At 59.9% G+C, this 18,634-nt stretch carries 15 protein-coding genes and 1 pseudogene; 5 read left to right on the top strand and 11 right to left on the bottom strand.

Features of this window, described 5'->3' with window-relative positions:
- Positions 1 to 466 precede the first annotated feature (466 nt).
- From M728_RS20030 to aztA, 8 genes and pseudogenes are all read right to left on the bottom strand, one after another.
- Positions 467 to 1,087: an imm11 family protein gene (locus tag M728_RS20030; protein WP_026620369.1), complete on the bottom strand. Its 621-nt coding sequence runs from the start codon at positions 1,085 to 1,087 to the stop codon at positions 467 to 469.
- A 58-nt stretch (positions 1,088 to 1,145) separates the two neighbouring features.
- Entirely contained in the window at positions 1,146 to 1,445 is a 300-nt protein-coding gene (locus tag M728_RS20025) for a hypothetical protein (RefSeq protein WP_156943406.1), read from the bottom strand.
- Between the two features lie 940 nt (positions 1,446 to 2,385).
- Positions 2,386 to 3,012, bottom strand: a complete 627-nt coding sequence (locus tag M728_RS20020) for a toxin-activating lysine-acyltransferase (protein WP_084044410.1) — start codon at positions 3,010 to 3,012, stop codon at positions 2,386 to 2,388.
- A 688-nt stretch (positions 3,013 to 3,700) separates the two neighbouring features.
- On the bottom strand, positions 3,701 to 3,988 hold the full coding sequence (locus M728_RS20015; protein WP_026620371.1) for a hypothetical protein: 288 nt from the start codon (positions 3,986 to 3,988) through the stop codon (positions 3,701 to 3,703).
- Positions 3,985 to 5,054 (bottom strand): annotated as a pseudogene (locus M728_RS20010) (GTP-binding protein). The gene M728_RS20015 and the pseudogene M728_RS20010 overlap by 4 nt, the downstream one beginning before the upstream one ends.
- Positions 5,055 to 5,187: 133 nt before the next feature.
- Positions 5,188 to 6,171, bottom strand: a complete 984-nt coding sequence (aztC, locus tag M728_RS20005; protein ID WP_026620372.1) for a zinc ABC transporter substrate-binding protein AztC — start codon at positions 6,169 to 6,171, stop codon at positions 5,188 to 5,190.
- Between the two features lie 19 nt (positions 6,172 to 6,190).
- The gene (gene aztB / locus M728_RS20000) at positions 6,191 to 7,057 is read right to left on the bottom strand and encodes a zinc ABC transporter permease AztB (RefSeq protein ID WP_026620373.1); all 867 of its coding nucleotides are present in this window, start codon (positions 7,055 to 7,057) and stop codon (positions 6,191 to 6,193) included.
- Positions 7,050 to 7,847, bottom strand: a complete 798-nt coding sequence (aztA, locus tag M728_RS19995) for a zinc ABC transporter ATP-binding protein AztA (RefSeq protein ID WP_084044441.1) — start codon at positions 7,845 to 7,847, stop codon at positions 7,050 to 7,052. The genes aztB and aztA overlap by 8 nt, the downstream gene beginning before the upstream one ends.
- Positions 7,848 to 8,001: 154 nt before the next feature.
- On the opposite strand from aztA, the gene M728_RS19990 reads away from it, so the two are divergent.
- The 5 genes from M728_RS19990 (at position 8,002) to M728_RS19970 (ending at position 12,728) form a co-directional block, all read left to right on the top strand.
- Positions 8,002 to 8,991 (top strand): GTP-binding protein, encoded by a 990-nt coding sequence (locus tag M728_RS19990; RefSeq protein ID WP_026620374.1) that lies wholly within the window; start codon positions 8,002 to 8,004, stop codon positions 8,989 to 8,991.
- 52 nt (positions 8,992 to 9,043) lie between these two features.
- Positions 9,044 to 10,279, top strand: a complete 1,236-nt coding sequence (aztD, locus tag M728_RS19985) for a zinc metallochaperone AztD (protein ID WP_026620375.1) — start codon at positions 9,044 to 9,046, stop codon at positions 10,277 to 10,279.
- A gap of 69 nt (positions 10,280 to 10,348) precedes the next feature.
- A complete protein-coding gene (locus M728_RS19980; protein WP_034883496.1) occupies positions 10,349 to 10,762 on the top strand; it encodes a Fur family transcriptional regulator in 414 nt (137 codons plus the stop codon).
- A 66-nt stretch (positions 10,763 to 10,828) separates the two neighbouring features.
- The gene (zigA, locus tag M728_RS19975; RefSeq protein ID WP_026620377.1) at positions 10,829 to 12,031 is read left to right on the top strand and encodes a zinc metallochaperone GTPase ZigA; all 1,203 of its coding nucleotides are present in this window, start codon (positions 10,829 to 10,831) and stop codon (positions 12,029 to 12,031) included.
- Positions 12,032 to 12,461: 430 nt separating this feature from the next.
- Positions 12,462 to 12,728 (top strand): hypothetical protein, encoded by a 267-nt coding sequence (locus tag M728_RS19970; RefSeq protein WP_026620378.1) that lies wholly within the window; start codon positions 12,462 to 12,464, stop codon positions 12,726 to 12,728.
- A 445-nt stretch (positions 12,729 to 13,173) separates the two neighbouring features.
- Here the strand turns inward: M728_RS19970 and M728_RS19965 are convergent, their stop codons facing one another.
- The 3 genes from M728_RS19965 to M728_RS19955 all read right to left on the bottom strand — a co-directional run bounded on the left by M728_RS19965 (position 13,174) and on the right by M728_RS19955 (position 18,606).
- Positions 13,174 to 14,895: a hypothetical protein gene (locus tag M728_RS19965; RefSeq protein WP_026620379.1), complete on the bottom strand. Its 1,722-nt coding sequence runs from the start codon at positions 14,893 to 14,895 to the stop codon at positions 13,174 to 13,176.
- 1,184 nt (positions 14,896 to 16,079) lie between these two features.
- On the bottom strand, positions 16,080 to 17,597 hold the full coding sequence (locus M728_RS19960) for a sulfatase-like hydrolase/transferase (protein ID WP_026620380.1): 1,518 nt from the start codon (positions 17,595 to 17,597) through the stop codon (positions 16,080 to 16,082).
- A gap of 199 nt (positions 17,598 to 17,796) precedes the next feature.
- Positions 17,797 to 18,606, bottom strand: a complete 810-nt coding sequence (locus tag M728_RS19955; protein ID WP_026620381.1) for a glycerophosphodiester phosphodiesterase family protein — start codon at positions 18,604 to 18,606, stop codon at positions 17,797 to 17,799.
- Positions 18,607 to 18,634: the final 28 nt, after the last annotated feature.

Below are 18,634 nucleotides of genomic sequence, written 5' to 3'. Positions count from 1 at the left end.
CTGCGCTCCTCCCATAACCGGGAGAGGCGATCCGTTGTACGAAATCAGGCCCTGGGTGAGTCTGTCCGACCAGAGGAAAAGGTCGTAAACTGCATATTTTGCTTGTGTTTCCGACAGGTCACCGCTGTTGAAAGCGTCTTTGATACTGTCCAGTACGGCGGCCTGGAAATCATTCTTGCCTTGTTGCTTACCGCCGCCTTCATTGTCGAAGCCTTCGTGCCGCGGCGTTCCCCAACCCAGTCTTCTCAGGGTGTTAATGGCCGTTTCGGGCAATTGACTGAGAGTATCCACACTGTCGGGGTGCGACAGCAGGGCTCGCCTATTACCCATCATGTTCTCGGTAATTCCGAACCCAGCGAGGAACGCTCGCATAGTTGGATCTTCATTGAATATCTTGGAACCGATCTTATGCTCAGATTCGAATTGAGCCGGATATGCACGTGACGCCATGCTCGGTCTCCAACGATTAAACTATGCGGCAACGACGAAGTTTGAATGGCTTGTCACACCCAGCGGCCCGCAGGGCCGTCGCCAGGCGATCGCTGACAAAAAATGCTCGTGTTAAAGACGGGTCGATCCAGATGTCGGCTCCGTCCAGTGCGGACGTAGTGACAGCGACATCATCGTCCTCGGCAATCGGATAGAGTTGATAGAAACCCTTGGAAAATGGGTTTTCGCGAACGTTCTTCGATGAGGATGGAACGAAGGCAGTTTTCTTATTGCCGATATTCAGGGCGTAGTATTGGCCGGGCACAGGCGTCTTTCGGTCCATTTGCCGAAAGTCCACTGGATAGACTGCGCCATTTCCAAGATCGCAAGATTGAAGAACCGAAGCGCACGCAGCCGAAACGTACCAGTAACCGCCATGGAAGAGGTGACGGGTCCTGGTAAACACGTCAGGATGGTCGGTGTTGGGATCAATGTTTATCTGCTTGGGAAAGTGATCCGCCGAAAGCGGTTCGCCTGCCGTGTTGCGTCGAATGCTATCGAGCGCAAGAGCATTGTTTTCCCGCAATATGTCGGCTTCCAAACCGACAACGGTCTCGGTGGAAGCCGGCGCCACACTCACCCACACGCGGTCATTCATCACTACCTCCCACCACTAAACTGGATGCTCCAAGAGGGCCGACGAGCCCCGTCCGATCTCAAAGAGCGGCAACGCGACCGGCTCGTATTCCCAGCGTATCGATCGTGTGCGCCTGCGCGAACAGGAAATTGACTTTCACCTTTGCCGCCAGAATAGCGTTGTGAAGCTGACCGCTCATGAACATCCTGTTTTCAAGCTTACGCTCGAACCACAGGTCCGGCCCCTCGAGCGCTGCGGATGTCACCACAATGTCACCACCCCCGAGATCATAGGTGGCCCACAGCTCGTAGCCGTCCCGCTCCATCGATCGGCGAGGACGAAGTTTCCGACTTTCGCTCGGGACGAAACTGTCTTTCACCGCCCCGCCTCTTCTAAGCGGGCCTTAGGACGCAGTTTTCGGAAGCGCGGCGGCCTTGGTGGGGGCGCCTGAGACAAACGGAATAGATATCTATTTGCATGCCAATATCCCGCATGGGACAGGCCGATTGGTCCCACCCAAGTATAAATCTAGCGCTTTCATGCCCTCGCCGTCGCCCCTCTGTTGACATGGCTGAAAAACAACCATTGCCTTCCTGGCGCCTGGCCCCCACCCGGCTACCAGAAGGAAAAATCGCACGTCCGTTACTGGTTGCGCGTCTTCATTCCGCCAATCAACCCAATCTCGCTTGAGTTGTAAATAGGCCAGAACGCGCAACGCAAAAATTTCTTAAGAAATTCATTTTGCCGGACTTCCGCGAGACAGAGACCAACGAGTGAAAAAGTAGGATTATCGAACTCGGCAAAATTTTAAAACCGAAGATCGACGAATGCCAGCATCGCGGGTTCAGCTGGCATCAACGACGCGAAACATATACATTTTTTCAAATTTTAGAGATTGCACCCGGGAGGGCAGTCGGTTTCGGCCTGGAGCATTACCGCCAGAGAAAACAACGGTGGTCTAGCGATCGCGACAAGGGCTGGCCCAGATCGCAACCGAGTTGGCAGGTAGATGACTCTCTATTAGACTGCAGGTACCGCGAAAGTTGCAGTCTGCCTTGAGAGGTGGGCATCAATGATTCGCGCCTCAAGGAGAACGACATCTTCAGCTTGCCGCCAAGATCGCTAAAACCCGGCCGACGTTCACGAAACCAGATTGTCAAGTTTGCGCTCGAAGTCACGACGCATGCAGCTCCCGTCATACCGACCAGACCGAAACAGGATGCCGGCCTGCTGGCAGAACGGTTAAGCGAAGAGTACCCCTCGAACGCCGCGGGCTTGCCTGGACCAAGCCCAGGCAAACCGTCCGGATCACCGACCTATCAGGCAGACTTCGGCTCCACCGGGCTCGCCCCCATCTTCTTGAGCGCTTCGGGCTCGACCAGACGGGTGACGAGCGGGTGAATGCGCAGATCTCCCTCCTTCAGCACCTGCTTGAAGTTGGCGAGCACGGACGTCGCGAGGCGAGGCGACGGCGCGATGACGTCGAGCAGCCAGTTGATCTTGCCACTCGTCCATTCTTCGGACTTGAGGCGAATGGGGAAGACGCCGGCCTTGATCTGTTCGCGGATGCGCGCATCGACGTCCTCGGACACGCTTGCCCAGATAGCGATGCCGGCAAGCCCCCCGTCCGCCGGGCTCGGATTGGCCGGCTGGGCGATGGCGATGCGGTCGCGGATGAGCGGATCGAGCACCAGATGCGAAAGGTCGGCGATCGACAGATGCCGGTAGCGCGGCGTCGCCATCATCGCCAACGCCACCTTGCCGAAGGTCTCGTTCACCCTGGAGCGGACGGTCGCAATCTTTTCGAGGAGCGCCGGATCCAGTCTCTGGTCCGCGGCCACACCGTTAGCTTCCTTGCCGTTGACGCCTGCTGTCACGTTTTCGTCGGTTATCGTACCTACACTGGATTTCGTCACCACTGGCCCCGTTTCCTTCGTGCGACCCATGTGGTCGCCTCGCTTACCTAAAGACGGCGCACACTATAGTTGAGCTGAAGAACAAAACAACTGCACAGATGGCGCGTCGGGGCAGGCAGCAGACTCGCTGGACCTCTAACGCGTTCCACATCGTGATAAACTCTCCCTTATGTCGACGATGGGCCGGAATAGCTTAAAGAAGAAAGTTCGCTACTTCTCGAGTGTTGCGGCGCCGTGGCCCGACATCGGCTTGCAAGCCCAGCGTTGATCATGCGCACGATAGCAGGTTCCAATGAACCTCAAGCAAAGCCCCCAAGGGCCATATGATCCAATGAATTTTTGATGCCGATCACGCGAGACGGCCGCGACCGGCTTGCGGCTGATTTGTTTAGCCGCTGTGGGAAGCTAGCGGTTGCGACCTCGCGATGAAACAGGACAACCCTCCTTCACTCAACCGCTTTTACCATAGCATCCGTCCCCCGGCTCGCTTTCGGCGTCGTGGAATGCAGAAGGCGGTCTTGAGATCTACCATCACTCGCCTTCTTTCCTCATCTCGGCCGACGGTTCGTTTCTCAACAGCGGCTACCTAATTCGCCTCCCGGGGGCAGCTCCACCGGATGGTCTGCAGTGGTCGTGCGCGAACTTCCGCCGGTTTACATTTTACTGGACAACGACCGGCCGATCGCGGCTGACCCAGCCCCGGTTGCGGTGGAAATTGTCAATCCAGTCTCTCTGCCATGGTCGCGAACGCAAGCGCGATATCGGCCGCTGTGAGCTCCTGCATTGCTTTGTGGATCGAGACCTGCATCGTTCGTGCGCCCCGCATCACAAGCACCACCGTCTCCTTTGGCGGGCAGCCAGGCACGCGACAAGAGAGCTCATTGACGGAGACGACGGCATCGTCGGACAGCGTGAGAGCCTCGCGCGTCCATTGTTTAATGGCGCGTGCCCTGCTCACAACTGCGGGCGTACCCCGCGCCAGAGGGTTGATGAAGGCGCTGTTCATGCAAGTCTCCGCTGCTGTCTTGCCGAACGCGGCGCCAACACGTCGAAAAGGTCGCGTATCGGTTTTGCGGGCATGTCCTGCCCGATCAGAACGACGCGGGTACGACGATCGTCGTTTGGCCACGCTTCCAGACGCTGGAAGGGATAGAGCCGGTGTTGCACCGCGTGTGCGATCAACGGGCGATCCGGATCGTCGGAAACCGCGAATATGCCCTTCAGTCGCAGCAGGCCCGAATCGACATTGCTCGTCACGATGTGAAGGAAGGTTTCGACCGCATGTCGCTCGAGCCGAAGATCATGAGTGAGACTGAACGCCTGGATCCCGTCACCATGGCGGTTCGGATCATGCTTATGGTCGGAGTGAGATGCGAGGGCCTCCATCGCAAGCCAGCCACCGACGTCTTCGCCCTTGCCGTTAAGAGAATAGGCACGTTTGCCGAACAAAGCCGCTAGCTCGAAACCCGGTCCATGGCGGTCATGATATTGGGCGGCCGGGTTCAACGCGCCGAGCTCCCCGGCCCAATCGCGACCATCGCCGACGACATCGGTTTTCGTGAGAACGACGTGGTCTGCGAAGGCAAGCTGCTTCCAGCCTTCGAGGAAACTATCAAGGGTCGCGCGGCCGTTCATGACGTCGAAAGCAGTGACAACCTCAGCGAGGTAGAAGTGAGCCGCGACGACATGGTCCCTCAGTCCCATGGCAGGTGCGCTCCGGGAATGAGGCTGTTGATGATCGGAGCGGGATCGGCGAGTCCGGTGGTCTCGACGATTACGCGCGAAACCGGCGGAATTTCGCCTCGGAGCCGTGCCTCGTGCAGTTCGTGCAAGGATATGCGGATGTCGTTCGTCGCCGTGCAGCAGATACAGCCGCTCGTGGTGCGGAAATAGTTTTCAGAACCGCTGCGGACGAGGTGGTGATCGATCGGGACCGTGCCGAACTCGTTGATGATAACCGCGGCGCCGGCCATCCGGGGATCGGCAAGAATCTCGTTCAGGAATGTCGTCTTGCCCGAACCGAGAAAGCCGGTCAGCAGTGTTACGGGCACCGGGTCGTAGATCCGCCCCATGCTCTTCTCCGATCTCTCGGGCACCGCATTACGCCGCTTGAACAGTCCGGCAATCATGTCGCGATCGCGTCCCACGTTGGTTCACACGGGTGGTTTGAGGGGCCTGCCCGGCGGGTGCGGGCAGGCTCTTGCGTTAGCTCCCGAGAATGGCAGCCTTGATGGTGTTTACGTTGTAGCGGAACATGTCCAGGTAGGTGGATGCCGGACCGTCTTGGCTGGAGAGCGCGTCGGAATAGAGCGTCCCGCCGACCTTCAGACCGGTTTCGCTCGCGATCTGGTCGACGAGGCGCGGATTGGTGATGTTCTCGACAAAGATTGCCGAGGCCTTGTCTTCCTTTACCTGGTCGACGAGCTTGGCAATGTCGGCGGCGGATGCCTCCGCTTCCGTCGAAACGCCCTCGGCCGCGATGAACTTCAGACCGAATTCGTGCGCGAAATAACCGAACGCATCATGCGACGTGATGATGGTGCGCTTGTCCCGTGGAATGGCGTCGATTGCGGCCTTCACCTCCGTCTCGAGTTCGCCAAGCGTGGCGAGATAAGCTTCCGAGTTGGCCGCGTAGGTCGCGCAACCAGCCTTGTCGGCCTGGCAGAAAGCGTCGGCAATGTTCTTCGTGTAGATTTCGGCGTTGTGGATCGACTGCCAGGCGTGGGGATCGAACTCGCCATGATGGTGATGACCTTCATGGCCATGGTCGTCGCTGGCGTTGACATGTTCTTCGGTCTTCGCATGCTCCTCGCCTTCGTGATGAGCATGCTCTTCCTCCGCAGTCTTCAGCGGTTCGATGCCCTTGCTCACCTCGACGACGGGAGCCTTGGTGCCACTCGTCTCGATCAGGCGCGACATGAAGCCTTCGAACTGAAGACCGTTGACCAGAACGACATCGGCGCGCTCCAGGGCGGCCGCATCGGCCGGGCGCGGTTCGTAGACGTGGGCGTCGCCATCAACCGGTACCAGCGTCGAGATTTCAACCCGATCGCCGCCCACGTTCTTCGCGAAGTCGGCGATAATGGAGAAGCTCGCGACGACCTTTAGCTCGGCAGCAGACGCGCTGAAAGCGAGGCCGCCAAGCGTCAAAAGGCTGGCATAGGTTGCGAGGCGTAGTGTCCTGAGCATGGAAATCTCCTTCTGTTGATCAGGCGGATCTGTGGCGGCGCGACGGGAGCGCGCTCGCAAGCACGCCTCTTCGGCCAAAGAGAGCGGACAGGATGTATGCGCCCCCGGCGACCATGATGATGGCCGGTCCGGACGGCATCGATGCGTGATAGGAAAGGAGGAGGCCGCCGAGCGACGAAACCACGGCGATAGTGATGGCGATCAGGCACAAGGTGCGGACATCGTTTGACCAGAAGCGGGCTGCCACAGCGGGCAGCATCATCAGGCCGACTGACAGCAGTGTGCCCAACGCCTGAAATCCGCCGACGAGGTTGAGGACGACCAGCACCAGGAACAGGAAGTGGACCGGCCCGCCGATCCGGCTGACCGATCGCAAGAAAAGAGGATCGAGGCATTCGGCGACGAGCCCGCGCCAGCAGAAGCCGAAGGCGAGGAACGTGACGGCGGCGATGCTTACGATCAAGCCGATCGCCTCGTCATTCAGCGCGAGCACGGACCCGAACAGGACATGCATCAGATCGACGCTGGACCCACGCCATGAAACGAGGAGCACGCCCACGGCCAGTGAGATCAGGTAGAAGGCCGCCATCGAGGCGTCCTCCTTCTGGACCGTGAAGCGCGACACAAGGCCGGAGCCGAGTGCAACAACCAGTCCAACCACCAATCCGCCCATCGTCATCGGCAGGATGTCGAGGCCGAAGAGGAGAAAGCCGAGGGCGGCCCCTGGCAGGATCGCATGCGACATCGCATCGCCCGTCAGGCTCATGCGTCGAAGCATCAAAAACACGCCGACGGGCGCGCAGCTGACCGACAAATCCACAGAGCCAAGCAACGCGCGCTGCATGAAACCGTATTGGAGGAAGGGGCCGACCAAAGCGTCATACATGGGCGGCAACCCTTTGCTTCGGTTGACCGTCCTGCCCAGGAACAGAACTCGAACTCGACCGCTCGTCGTCGCACCATCCGGCCTTCTCGTCCCACGCCTCCTGGAAATTTCGTGCGCGTCTCAGGTTTTCAGCGGTCAAAACCTCCGACGTTGGCCCCCAAGCTACCAGCCTGCGGGCGATCAATAACGTCTTTCGAAAATGCTCGCGCACGAGAGCATGATCGTGGAGCACGCAGAGCACGGTCCGCCCCTCCGCGACCCAGTCCTTGATCAGACGCAGGAGGTCGCCGACGGTCCGCTCGTCCACTGCGTTGAAAGGCTCGTCGAGCAGGATCAGATCGGCATCCTGGAGCATGGTGCGTGCAAACAGGGCGCGCTGCATTTGTCCCCCGGACAGACTGTCGAGAGGGCGCGTCTCAAAGCCCGTCAGTCCGACGGCATCGAGGCACGCGGCCAGTTTCGTCCTGTCCTTCCGCGTAATGCGGCCTAGCAATCCCCTGTGCTGCCAGAATCCAAGTGATACCAGGTCGACGACACGCGCCGGAAAGGTGCGGTCTAGTTCCGATAGCTGCGGAAGGTAGGCCAGCCGCCCGAAGTGCTGCTCGCAAGTGCCACTGATCGGCTTCAGGATGCCTGCAATCCCCTTCATTACGGTCGACTTGCCTGATCCATTGGCCCCGACGACCGCGGTCAGAACACCGCGCTCGGCAGTGCCACTCAGGTGGTGAACAGCAGCATGGCCCTGATAGCCGAGCGTGAGGTCTTTGAATTCCAGGCAAATCTCTTTCATCGCGTCCTCGGGGATTGACAGCGACTGCATATGTAATGTTATTACGTTCGTCAAAATGAAAAGTAACGTAATAACGTATCAATCCCACATCCAAGAACGGTTCCCGACGCGAATGCGGTGAACTGCGTCGATCCATCAACCAGTGAGGTCAACCATGTCAAAGCAGACCGAACCCACCCCTGTCACCGTGCTTACGGGCTACCTTGGTGCGGGCAAGACCACGCTTCTGAACCGCATCCTCACCGAACCGCACGGCAAGAGATTTGCGGTCATCGTCAATGAATTCGGCGAGGTGGGCATCGACAACGATCTGATCGTCGATGCGGACGAAGAAGTCTTCGAAATGAACAACGGCTGCATCTGCTGCACGGTGCGCGGCGACCTTATCCGCATCATCGAAGCGCTGATGCGCCGGCGAGAGCGGTTTGACGGCATACTCATTGAAACGACCGGCCTTGCCGACCCCGCGCCCGTGGCGCAGACCTTCTTCGTCGATGAAGACGTTCGGTCAAAGACACGCCTCGATTCGATCATCACCGTTGTCGATGCCAGGCATCTCCTCGGCGAGATCGACCGGGCGCCTGAGGCGCAGGAACAACTGGCATTCGCCGACACCATCATCCTCAACAAGATCGATCTCGTAACGGAGCAGGCGATAACCTCCGTCGAAGAGCGGATCCGGCGCATCAATCCGACCGCCAGCATTCTGCGCTCGGAACGCTGCAATCTCGATATTGCAAGCCTGCTCGATCGCAAGGCGTTCGATCTTGATCGCGTTCTCGAAGTGGAGCCCGACTTTCTCGACGAGGGCCACGACCATGAGCACGACAGCCACGTGACAAGCTTCTCGCTCGTCGAGCGGGAGCCAATGGACCCGGACAAGTTCTTCAATTGGCTCCAGGCCACGACCCGAGCCTTCGGCATGGACGTGCTCAGGATGAAGGGGATCGTCTCGTTTGCCGGCGATGACGACCGGTATGTGGTCCAGGGCGTCCACATGCTTATGGAGGGCGATCACCAACGTCCCTGGAAGTTCGGCGAAGAGCGTGTGACGCGCCTCGTCTTCATAGGGCGCAACCTTCCGAAGGACATCATCAGCGACGGCTTCTCCACTTGCCGCGCGACCCGAGAAGCCGCCGAGTAACCGCGTGCAAACCTCCAAATCAGAACAGCTTCAAGACAAAGGAAGGAACCCGATGAGAGTGTCTCTCACCCGAAACCGCCTGCGGACGGCAGTGGCGGCGACCCTCGTGTTTGCGGCCCAGGGCGCGCTCGCCGAAGACCACGAAACGCAAGCGGCTTGGCGGATCTTCGTCGCCGATCATACCCAGCCGGTCGTTCGGGCCATCGACTTTTCTGACGGCAAGGAACTCGGCCGGTACGATTTGAAAGGCTATGCGGCATTAACGGCGAGCGCGTCCGGACAGACAGTGTTTGCGACGCAGTCGGATCATGATGTCGTGCATGTCATCAAGACCGGCATCGAGTTCTCCGATCATGGTGAGCATCGCGACCTCGGTGTGTCGGATGTTGCGCTTCTCCCGGTAAGCTTCGAGGGAAAGCGCCCGGTCCACGTCGTGCCTCACGACGACCACGCGATCCTGTTTTACGATCGTGACGGCAAAGCCGACATTATCGACGAAGAGGCGCTGCTGGAGGGCAAGGCCGAGGTCCGCACGGTCGATGCAACCAAACCCCATCACGGTGTTGCAGTCACCTCAGGACGCTACGTGCTGGTATCAGTACCGAACACTGAGATCGAGACGAGGCCGGATGAATTGCCGCCGCGCGTCGGTCTGCGTGTGGTTGATGAAAAGGGCCAGCAGATCGGCGACATGGCCAAATGCACCGACCTTCATGGTGAGGCGACCTCAGCGCGCCTCGTCGCCTTTGGCTGCAAGGAGGGTGTGCTCGTTGCTCGCCCTGGCGGTATCGACGGGCCGAAGCTGGAAATGCTTCCCTATCCCGCTGATTTCCCGAAGGCTTACACGGGGACGCTGTTGGGCGGCAAGGCGATGCAATTCTTCCTCGGCAATTATGGCGAGGACAAGATCGCGCTCATCGACCCCGACAATGCGCACCCCTTTCGATTGATCGAGCTTCCGACGCGGAGAGTGGATTTCCTGCTTGATCCTGCGACGCCGCGCAATGCCTACATCCTCACGGAAGACGGCAATCTCCACGTGCTGGACGTGATCAAGGGCGAGCTCGTTCGCAAGGGCAAGGTCACCGAGCCCTATAGCAAGGATGGCCATTGGCGCGACCCCCGTCCACGTCTGGCCGTAGCCGATGGTCAGATCGCAATCACCGACCCGCGGCACTCGCTTGTTCGCGTCATCGATGCCGAGACTCTGAAGGAGACGCGCACGATCGCAGTCGAAGGCCAGCCGTTCTCGATCGTGGCTGTCGGTGGTTCGGGCGCATCGCACTGAAGCGATGACGCGTGGTCCGGAACTGGAACTGCAGTTCCGGACCATTCCCAACCTGTTCCGGAGATGAAGATGCCGCAGGCGATCCATGCTGAAGACCTGAAGCTGACCAAGAACCAGAGCCTCGTGCTCGCGGTGTTGCAATCGTCCGAGCAACCGCTTAGCGCCTACAGTATCCTCGATCGGCTGCGCGAACACGGACTGAAGGCGCCGCTCCAGGTCTATCGTGCGCTCGACAAATTATTGGACACAGGCCGAGTCCATCGTCTGGAGAGCATGAACGCCTTTGTCGTCTGCTGTCACTCCCGCCGCGGACAAATCCATCCGCAGATCACGGCTTTCGAGATCTGCGAGGCCTGCGGCAAGGTCAACGAATTCCACGAAACCAGGATCGAGGATGCGCTGACGCGCCACGCGAGGGGCAGCGGCTTCAAGATCAGGACCACGACCATTGAAGTCCATGGCCTCTGTGCCGAATGCCGTTAACCCGCAACAGGGGTCAACGCTCCTCCGCCCGATTTGTTGTGTTACTTCCTAAAGGATCTGCAACCGATGAAGAAACTCCCTGTCACCGTCTTGTCCGGATTTCTCGGCGCCGGGAAAACAACTCTCCTCAATCATATCCTTGCCAATCGAGAGGGCATGCGCGTTGCGCTCATCGTCAACGACATGAGTGAGGTGAATATCGACGCCGCGCTCGTGCGCGAGGGTGGCGCCAATCTCTCGCGCACGCAGGAGCAACTGGTCGAGATGACCAATGGGTGCATCTGTTGCACGCTGCGCGACGATCTGCTGAAGGAAGTGCGCGCGCTAGCCGAACAGGGCCGGTTCGATTACCTGTTGATTGAATCGACCGGCATCGCCGAACCGCTACCTGTCGCAGCGACCTTCGACTTCCGTGATGAAAGCGGCCAAAGCTTGTCGGACGTGGCAAGGCTCGACACGATGGTGACCGTTGTCGACGCCGCAAACCTGTTGAAAGACTACAGTTCCGCCGAGTTCCTGTCCGACCGCGGCGAGACGGCCGGCGACGGAGACAACCGCACCATCGTCGATCTTCTGGTCGAGCAGATCGAGTTCGCCGACGTCGTGATCCTCAACAAGATCAGCACAGCCACTCCGGAAGAACGCGATGCGGCGCGCAAGATCATCGTTGGCCTGAATCCTGATGCCAAGCTCATCGAAGCCGATTTCGGCAAGGTCGACATGAAGGAGGTTCTGGGTACCGGCCGGTTCAACTTCGCTAAAGCCGAGACGCATCCGCTCTGGTTCAAGGAACTGCATGGCTTCAATGACCACATCCCCGAAACGGAAGAATACGGCATTCGCTCCTTCGTCTATCGGACGAGGAAGCCCCTCGAGCCCGTGCGGTTCCAGGCCTTCATCGACAAGCCATGGCCCGGCGTCGTGCGCGCCAAAGGGTTCTTCTGGCTGGCAACGCGGCCACATTACGTCGGTGAAATCAGCCAGGCGGGCGCGCTGGTGAGGACGGGAAAGATGGGCCTGTGGTGGTCATCGGTGCCAAGGGAGCAATGGCCCCAGGACCCCGGCTTCCTGCAGATGCTGAAGCCGTATCTCGATCCGGTCTGGGGCGACCGGCGGCAGGAGATCGTCTTTATCGGCGCTGATCCGATGGACGAAGCGCAAATCCGCGCCGAGCTCGACGCCTGCCTCATCGCAAGTCCGGCCTTCCGTCCCGACCTCTGGCGCAAGCTGCCCGACCCTTTCCCGAGTTGGAATAGCCGCGCCGCCTAAGGTCTGCTGGGCCTGCGGCTCCGCGAGCGTCACGCAGTTCCTTGGCGATCGTCGGAATCGAAGAAGGCTGACGTTCAGCCGTCCTTATCCAGCGGCTGTGCATCACGGTGCTTTGTCTTCGGCAGCGCAGTTAAATGGGACGCATCGCAACCCATTTGTCCGCATTCGGCTCAACTGAGACGCTTATCGACTCATCGCAGGTGACCGCATTGGGTCGACCTTTCACCTTCCCCATCTCATCGGCCAACGTATGGAGCGCAGGTTCGAGGTAGATGCCGACCAGCTCCCGATCACGCCCGCCGTCGCAAGGAGACAGGCGGCGAGGGGCGGCGTGGGTGGATCGGACTCGCACTTTTGCGAGTTTACCGGCTGAAGCGCCGTTGCTTACTCTGACAACCGGCCGAAACGGCGGTGAACAGGAGCAGACTCCATGGCAGAACGCATCAAGCAAAAACTGATGAAGGCAAGTGATATCCCAACGTTCGTCGACGACGTTGTAAAGACCGGCTGCGATATCTGCGCCATCGGACACGACAGATATGTGCTCGGCGAAATCGACGAAATGGACGCGGCAGCCGACAAGCTGGACCGCATCGGCGACAAATACGGCGATCGGGATTTCCTTAAATTGGAGATCGTCTCCTACCTGCGCTCGATTGGCCGGTACATAGACGTCGGTGCCGACGGGGCCGATTAGTGCAGATCAGCCAATAAAAAGCCCCGCACGACGGCGGGGCAAGTCCGCATATCCAGTTGCCTTCAGTGGAATGCGGGACGTAGCCGAGAGATGCAGCTACGCAGAGACGCTATCTGCGGATTGGTCAGAGAGGAAGGTCTGATTCCGCGATTCCGGTACGCCTCTTCGAAAAAGCATCGGCAGGGTAAACGCCCTTTAGTCCTTCCCATCAAGCACCATCTTCAACGTCCTGATCACATCGGCGGCATCGATGAGGGTGCGGCGGATTTCTTCCGGTGAGAGGTCGCGGGTGCGTGCCGAGGCGACCTGCAGACTCGATAACGACGTCCTTAGCGCTGGAGCTGCCAGCAACTAAGTAATTGATATTGCCGCGACTTTAGAACTTGTTGCACAGAGGCAGAGAACGAGCACTCCTGCCGGTCCGTCAGTGGTCACCTCGATCGGGTCAAGCTCGCCCGCCATCAGCGCTGGTGACGGTAGAATCGACGATCGTTTCGTCGACCGTTCCGTCACCATCGACGTCACGGCGGATCGTCTGCGTCAGTCCATCCGAGGAAACCGCACTCGACGCTGTTGTGATGACGGTTCCATTGCGCGTCAACACCGCGATTGTCGTGGTCGTCGAACCATCGGCCGCTACGACGACACTTGCGGCTTCATCCGCTGAACCATCACCATCCTTATCGTCGGAGATGGTTGTGTACGATCCGTCGGCGCTCTTGGTCGTCACACGCCGTGAGAGCAAAGTACCATTGCCGCTGTGCTCCTCGACCGTTTCCGTCCAGGTTCCATCGCCGGCAACGTTGGTCACCTTTCTCGAAACACGATCCGTGACCTCATCGCCGGTCAGATCGGTGGCAACCGTCTGTTCAAGGCCGTTGGCGCTGCTGGTCGTCACCGTCTTGGTTCTCAGCGAGCCGTCTTCGTTGCGAACATATGCGGTCGTCGTGACAGCCCCGTCCGCAGCCACCTCCGTGGTAACGGCGCGGCGTTCATCGAACCTGCCGTTGCCGGTGTGATCAATGTCGATCGACTGCGCTCGTCCATTCGCTGAGATGGTCTCGACGGTCCTGGACAGCACCGTCCGGTCGGCACCTGCCGTCGTAATGGTCTTGGTGCGGCCACCGTCCGGGGCGACAACAGTCACCTCCGTACGTACCAGATCGAACGTGCCAGCGCCGGTGGAGTCGGTGTTCATCGTTTTCATCAAGCCATCAGCGGCGGCATTGATCACGACTCGCTTCAGCACTGCGCCGCTCGCGCTCAGCTCTTCGACGGTCGTGGATGTGGAACCGTCGTCGTTCGTGACGAACACCTGGCGCTCGTCAGCGAGCCCGTCGCCGTCGGCATCAGAGAGCGTCGTCACCGTCTTCTTGTCGGCGGCCGTGATCGTCGTCGTGCGACCGGCAAGCGATCCGTCGCCCGCGGAATCAGAAACAACCCTGGTGCGCGCACCGTCCGCCCCGATGGTCAGTATCGACGTCTGGCTTCGGTCAAAGGTCCCATTGCCGTCGTCGTCATATCGCGTCGTCGTGGTCGACTTGTCGGAGCTTATCGTGACCAGTTCTCGGAAAGCGAGGCCACCTGCTTTGTTGAAGCCGGAAATCTCCGTCGTCGTCGAACCGTCGGCATTGGTGACCGTGTTGCGCTTGATGATATAGCCCGTGCCATCGGCCGCAAGCACCGCATCGCCGACCGCGCCGTGCGTCCCGTCCGTCCGGGTAAATGTGGTCGTGCCCGTAATCGCCGAGCCATCACCAAACACGCGACCAGATCCCGCCGGCGTCAAGTCGATGGATGCGATACCGAGCGCGTCGAGCGACAGTAGCTCGTCGCCAATCATCACCTTGAATTCGTTCCAGCGCGCGTCACCCGCATCCAGCTTGCCGTTCTGGTTGGTGTCGAAGACGCTTTTCAGCGCCGCGAGATCGCCGCGGGCGCCCGGATCCCATTGAGCGAAGGCGAACTCCTTCTCGTCGGTGATCTTGCCGTCGCCGACGAGGTCGATGACCAGAACGCCGTTGCCGTCGCCGGCCCAAGCCGTGCGGCGCTGGTAACCGTCGCCGTTGGTCTCGAGGAACTTCGACGACGACGAGAGCGGATTGATGTCGAGGCCGTTGCCGGAAAGATCTAGGAGAACAGGGTTGCGCCAGTTGCTGGAACGCATTGTTCCATCACGCGTACTGACGGACACGCCGCCCTTCGCACTGCCCCAGCCACCACCGTAAGCGCCCGTATTCTGATTGTCCCGTTTCGGCGTGCTGCTGTTGCCTGGCCGCGAGGACGGTGTTGGCCCCTGCGACGGCGTTCGAGCATATCCACCCGACGACGAACGCCCGCCGTTCCTGAATCCGCCACTGGCGGATGATGACCGTCCGCTACCCGAGGCTCCGGCACTGCCTCCGCCCCGTGACGAGGACGTGCTGGTCGATTCACCGCCATAGTTCCCGGCGCCGTAGCTGTTGCTGGCGCGGTCATTGCGGTCTTCGCCTCGCGACCAACCGCCGGAACCTGAGCCAACCCCGCCCGGTGAAAGCGGGTTATTGCCCGATACCTCTGGGCGTGGAGGTGTTGGCGGGGCCGGGGGCGCCACTGGTTTCAGATTGGTCCTGACCTTTCCACATATTCACCAATCTCGTGGCTCCCCAAGCAGCCGTTCACACTTCTTTGCCCCCCGCTGCCCGCATGAGGTGATCGATTGCAGCCAGGTTCGGAGAAACACCTGATTTCGAAAGACTGTCGCGGCGTGGTGCCGGCGCACAGTCCGGCTGACACCCTCGACATCCCGCTCCTCGAAAAGTCCTAACCTGAGGCCGGTGGACTTTGCATTTCCGCTCGCATCTTCGGAGTGATCGGACTGCTGGCTTGCGAGTACAGCTTCTTGGGTGTCCATTCGAAACTCACGGCCCGATTCGAGACGTGCAACAATATGGCGATATTGTGGCAACCACATTGCATCCCATAATTGAGCAGTCAATCAGAATCTTTCGCTCCTGGCGGTGTAGCACGGGAGCAGTTTTGTATCTGCTTGCAGTTGTCTCTCCGGCACCGCCCTACCTCTCATGGCCCGCATTTTCCAGGACTTCCGTCACCGGCGAAAGAATATAGTCGATGACCCGCCGGCTCTCGGTCACGATTTCAGGTAGAGAAAATGGTGCCTGGTATCGAACGGCCTTACGGAAGCCATGGACGTCCTGAAGCCTCACATACTCTCGCTCTAGCTTCGAAGGCCCCTGCCCTCACCTGCGCGGCGCCGCAGCGCCATAGCCATGTTCCCGCTGATACACTAAGCGAGTTTCGAAACCCATAATGGGAACGCCACTCAGACAATAGATACTCCGGTCTGCTGCATTATTCGGCCTCGATCCCAATACGTGCGTAAGCTTCGGGCGGAGCGTCATTCGCGCGCATGAGTTCCTGCATGAGGCGGGTCATTGCCTCCTCGATCCCCGGGGAAGCGAGAGGCGTATTCTGCCCCGGATCATCGGCGAGATTATAGAGCCGGGTCTCACTCTCAAGGAGCGCACCGGGACCATAGTTGTCGAACATCGGCGACCGGTCGATCACTGGTATCCTCAGGACCGGCGTTCCCTTCGTGAAGGGCATCGGCTGTGCAAGCGAGGCTCCGGCGAGTTCCTCCGGCGTGAACGGCTCCCAGATATGCGTCGGCATCAATGTGTATTGATAAAGCTCCTGGGAGCGAGGGTCGGGCGGGAAACGATGATAGGTATAGCGTCCGTCCGTGACGTTGATCGCACCGCCGAAATAGCCGAACAGTGCGCCCTCCCGCGGCGAGCGATCGGCGTCAAGCAGCGGCAGCAGCGAATGCCCCTGCATCTCGGCAGCAGTCCGCACGTTAAATAGATCGAGGAATGTCGGCGCGAGATCGATGGTCTGGGTCAGAGCCGACCGGCGGACGCCTGCGCGTGCCGGCCGGCGCGGATCATGCAGGAAGAGCGGGATGTGCACGATCTCCTCATACATGTTCATCCGGTTCTTCGCCCAGAAATCGTGCTCGCCGAGAAGAAAGCCGTGATCGGTGGTGACGACGAGCGCGGTATCGCTCCAAAGGTCGTGCCCATCGAAATAATCGAGAAGCTGCCCTATGAGGAAATCGCAAAGCGCGACGACAGCGTAGTAGTTGGCGCGCAGTTCCTCGCACTCTTCCGGCAGCTCATCGACGCGGCCGTAGCGTGGCCAGTCGCGAACCGGACCGTTCCAGCCCGTTCTGAATTCCTCACGAAACCGTTCGGGCGCGGTGAAGGGTTCATGCGGGTCGAACGTCTCGATCTGCAGGAGCCAGTTGTCCGCGGTGCCGTTCCGCTCGAGGAATTCCAATCCGGCGGCGAAGCAGCGCACCGACGGGAAATCGCTCTCTTGCTTGATGAACTCGCGGTTCACGATGTTGCGGCGAAACTTGTCGCGTGCCGACTGGCTGAATTGCCGCTCATGATACATCTGGTGCAGGCGCTCCCAAGGTGGCTGCACCATGGCCTTCCAAGGGTCGCCCTCCTGCCCGCGGATGAATTCGTAGCTGTCATAGCGGGTGTGATAGGTGGCGCCGCCGTCCTCAAAATAGTGGAAGTGGTCGGTGACGAGATGGCTGTACGAGCCCGCCCGACACAGCATCTCGGGAAAGGAATTGTCGAACGGCTCAAGCGGCCCCCAGCTCCTGTGAAGAAAGCTGAGTCTTCCGGTCTGCAGGTCGCGGCGCGCGGGCATGCAGGGGAGGCTCCCTACATAGTGGCGCTCGAATGTCGCGGTGTGCTCGGCCAGCCGCGAGAAATTGGGCGTCGGCACCCGCTCGCCCCCGTATGGAGCGAGCACGTGACGGTTGAGCGAATCAAAGAGAACGAAGACGGCCTTCATCGAGCTTCGGCGGTCCCTCATTCGAGCTGCCGATTGCAGCATATTTCAGCGTGCCGACCAATCCCGGCGCGCCGCGGCGAGAGCCACGCACCCACCGTGGAAAGGCCGCCCCTATTCTCGCCGAAAAGAACTCGACCGCAACTGGATTGTATACATAACCAATGGGCAAGTCGCCGTGAATGGCTAAGAGTGACGCACCTCAGCCGCCGCGACCGGCGTGCTTGACCAGCATGTCGATGAATAGCACGTCGTCACCAGAGATTGTATCGATGAGTCCGTCGGCGATCCATTGGACAAGCTCCGGCAAACGATCGCGTCCGCCACGCCAATACTCGGCGAACACGTCCGGGCGAGGCACGTGTACGCGGTTGCTGAAGCCTGCTTCATGCAGCGTCTTCGCATCGTCGGGATGGAACATGTCGAGCTCGATCGAGACCGAGCTCGCACTGCACGCCTTCAACACGCCAACAAGATCGGCGTGGCGAGCGTGGGTGATGGCTTCGGTCCTGAGGCGCGGATGGCGCTCGACCGCACGCTTCAGCAAGACGTGGTCGAAGCTGATAACAATGGCCCGGTCGAGAGTGCCCGTGGATCGCAGCAGGGCCGCCACCTGATCAACGGCCATGTCCGGTCGCTCCGCCTCCTTGATCTCGAGCACGATACCCAAGCCCTCGGCCTTCGCCCAATCGAGGGCCTCCGCGACGGTCGGTACGACCGTTCCGGCGAAGGCGGGATGAAACCGGGCCCCCGCGTCCAACCCACGGATCTGCTCGAGGCTGAGGTCTGCCGCAAAGCCGTGTCCGTTTGTCGTCCTGTCGACAGTCAGGTCATGCAAAATGATCGGCTCACCGTCGGCGGTCAGCACGGCGTCGATCTCGACAGTGGTGGCCCCTGCAGCTTTTGCCGCTTCGAATGCCGGAAACGTGTTCTCAGGGTAACGGAGGCTATAGCCGCGGTGGCCACAGATATGAACGCGTCCCGCTTCGCGGGCAAGGAAGCTGAAGGCCATTCGATATGATCCTCCACCGTAAGAGCGC

This window comes from Ensifer sp. WSM1721 (assembly GCF_000513895.2).
Taxonomy (GTDB): Bacteria; Pseudomonadota; Alphaproteobacteria; order Rhizobiales; family Rhizobiaceae; genus Sinorhizobium.
This window is presented reverse-complemented; position numbering and strand designations above follow the sequence as displayed.

Coding starts and splice junctions, on each gene's coding strand:
- M728_RS20030 (WP_026620369.1), bottom strand. CDS start 1,087: ATGAATGACCGCGTGTGGGTGAGTGTGGCGCCGGCTTCCACCGAGACC.
- M728_RS20020 (WP_084044410.1), bottom strand. CDS start 3,012: ATGGGTCGCACGAAGGAAACGGGGCCAGTGGTGACGAAATCCAGTGTA.
- M728_RS20015 (WP_026620371.1), bottom strand. CDS start 3,988: ATGAACAGCGCCTTCATCAACCCTCTGGCGCGGGGTACGCCCGCAGTT.
- aztC (WP_026620372.1), bottom strand. CDS start 6,171: ATGCTCAGGACACTACGCCTCGCAACCTATGCCAGCCTTTTGACGCTT.
- aztB (WP_026620373.1), bottom strand. CDS start 7,057: ATGTATGACGCTTTGGTCGGCCCCTTCCTCCAATACGGTTTCATGCAG.
- aztA (WP_084044441.1), bottom strand. CDS start 7,847: ATGAAAGAGATTTGCCTGGAATTCAAAGACCTCACGCTCGGCTATCAG.
- M728_RS19990 (WP_026620374.1), top strand. CDS start 8,002: ATGTCAAAGCAGACCGAACCCACCCCTGTCACCGTGCTTACGGGCTAC.
- aztD (WP_026620375.1), top strand. CDS start 9,044: ATGAGAGTGTCTCTCACCCGAAACCGCCTGCGGACGGCAGTGGCGGCG.
- M728_RS19980 (WP_034883496.1), top strand. CDS start 10,349: ATGCCGCAGGCGATCCATGCTGAAGACCTGAAGCTGACCAAGAACCAG.
- zigA (WP_026620377.1), top strand. CDS start 10,829: ATGAAGAAACTCCCTGTCACCGTCTTGTCCGGATTTCTCGGCGCCGGG.
- M728_RS19970 (WP_026620378.1), top strand. CDS start 12,462: ATGGCAGAACGCATCAAGCAAAAACTGATGAAGGCAAGTGATATCCCA.
- M728_RS19965 (WP_026620379.1), bottom strand. CDS start 14,895: ATGCGTTCCAGCAACTGGCGCAACCCTGTTCTCCTAGATCTTTCCGGC.
- M728_RS19960 (WP_026620380.1), bottom strand. CDS start 17,597: ATGAAGGCCGTCTTCGTTCTCTTTGATTCGCTCAACCGTCACGTGCTC.
- M728_RS19955 (WP_026620381.1), bottom strand. CDS start 18,606: ATGGCCTTCAGCTTCCTTGCCCGCGAAGCGGGACGCGTTCATATCTGT.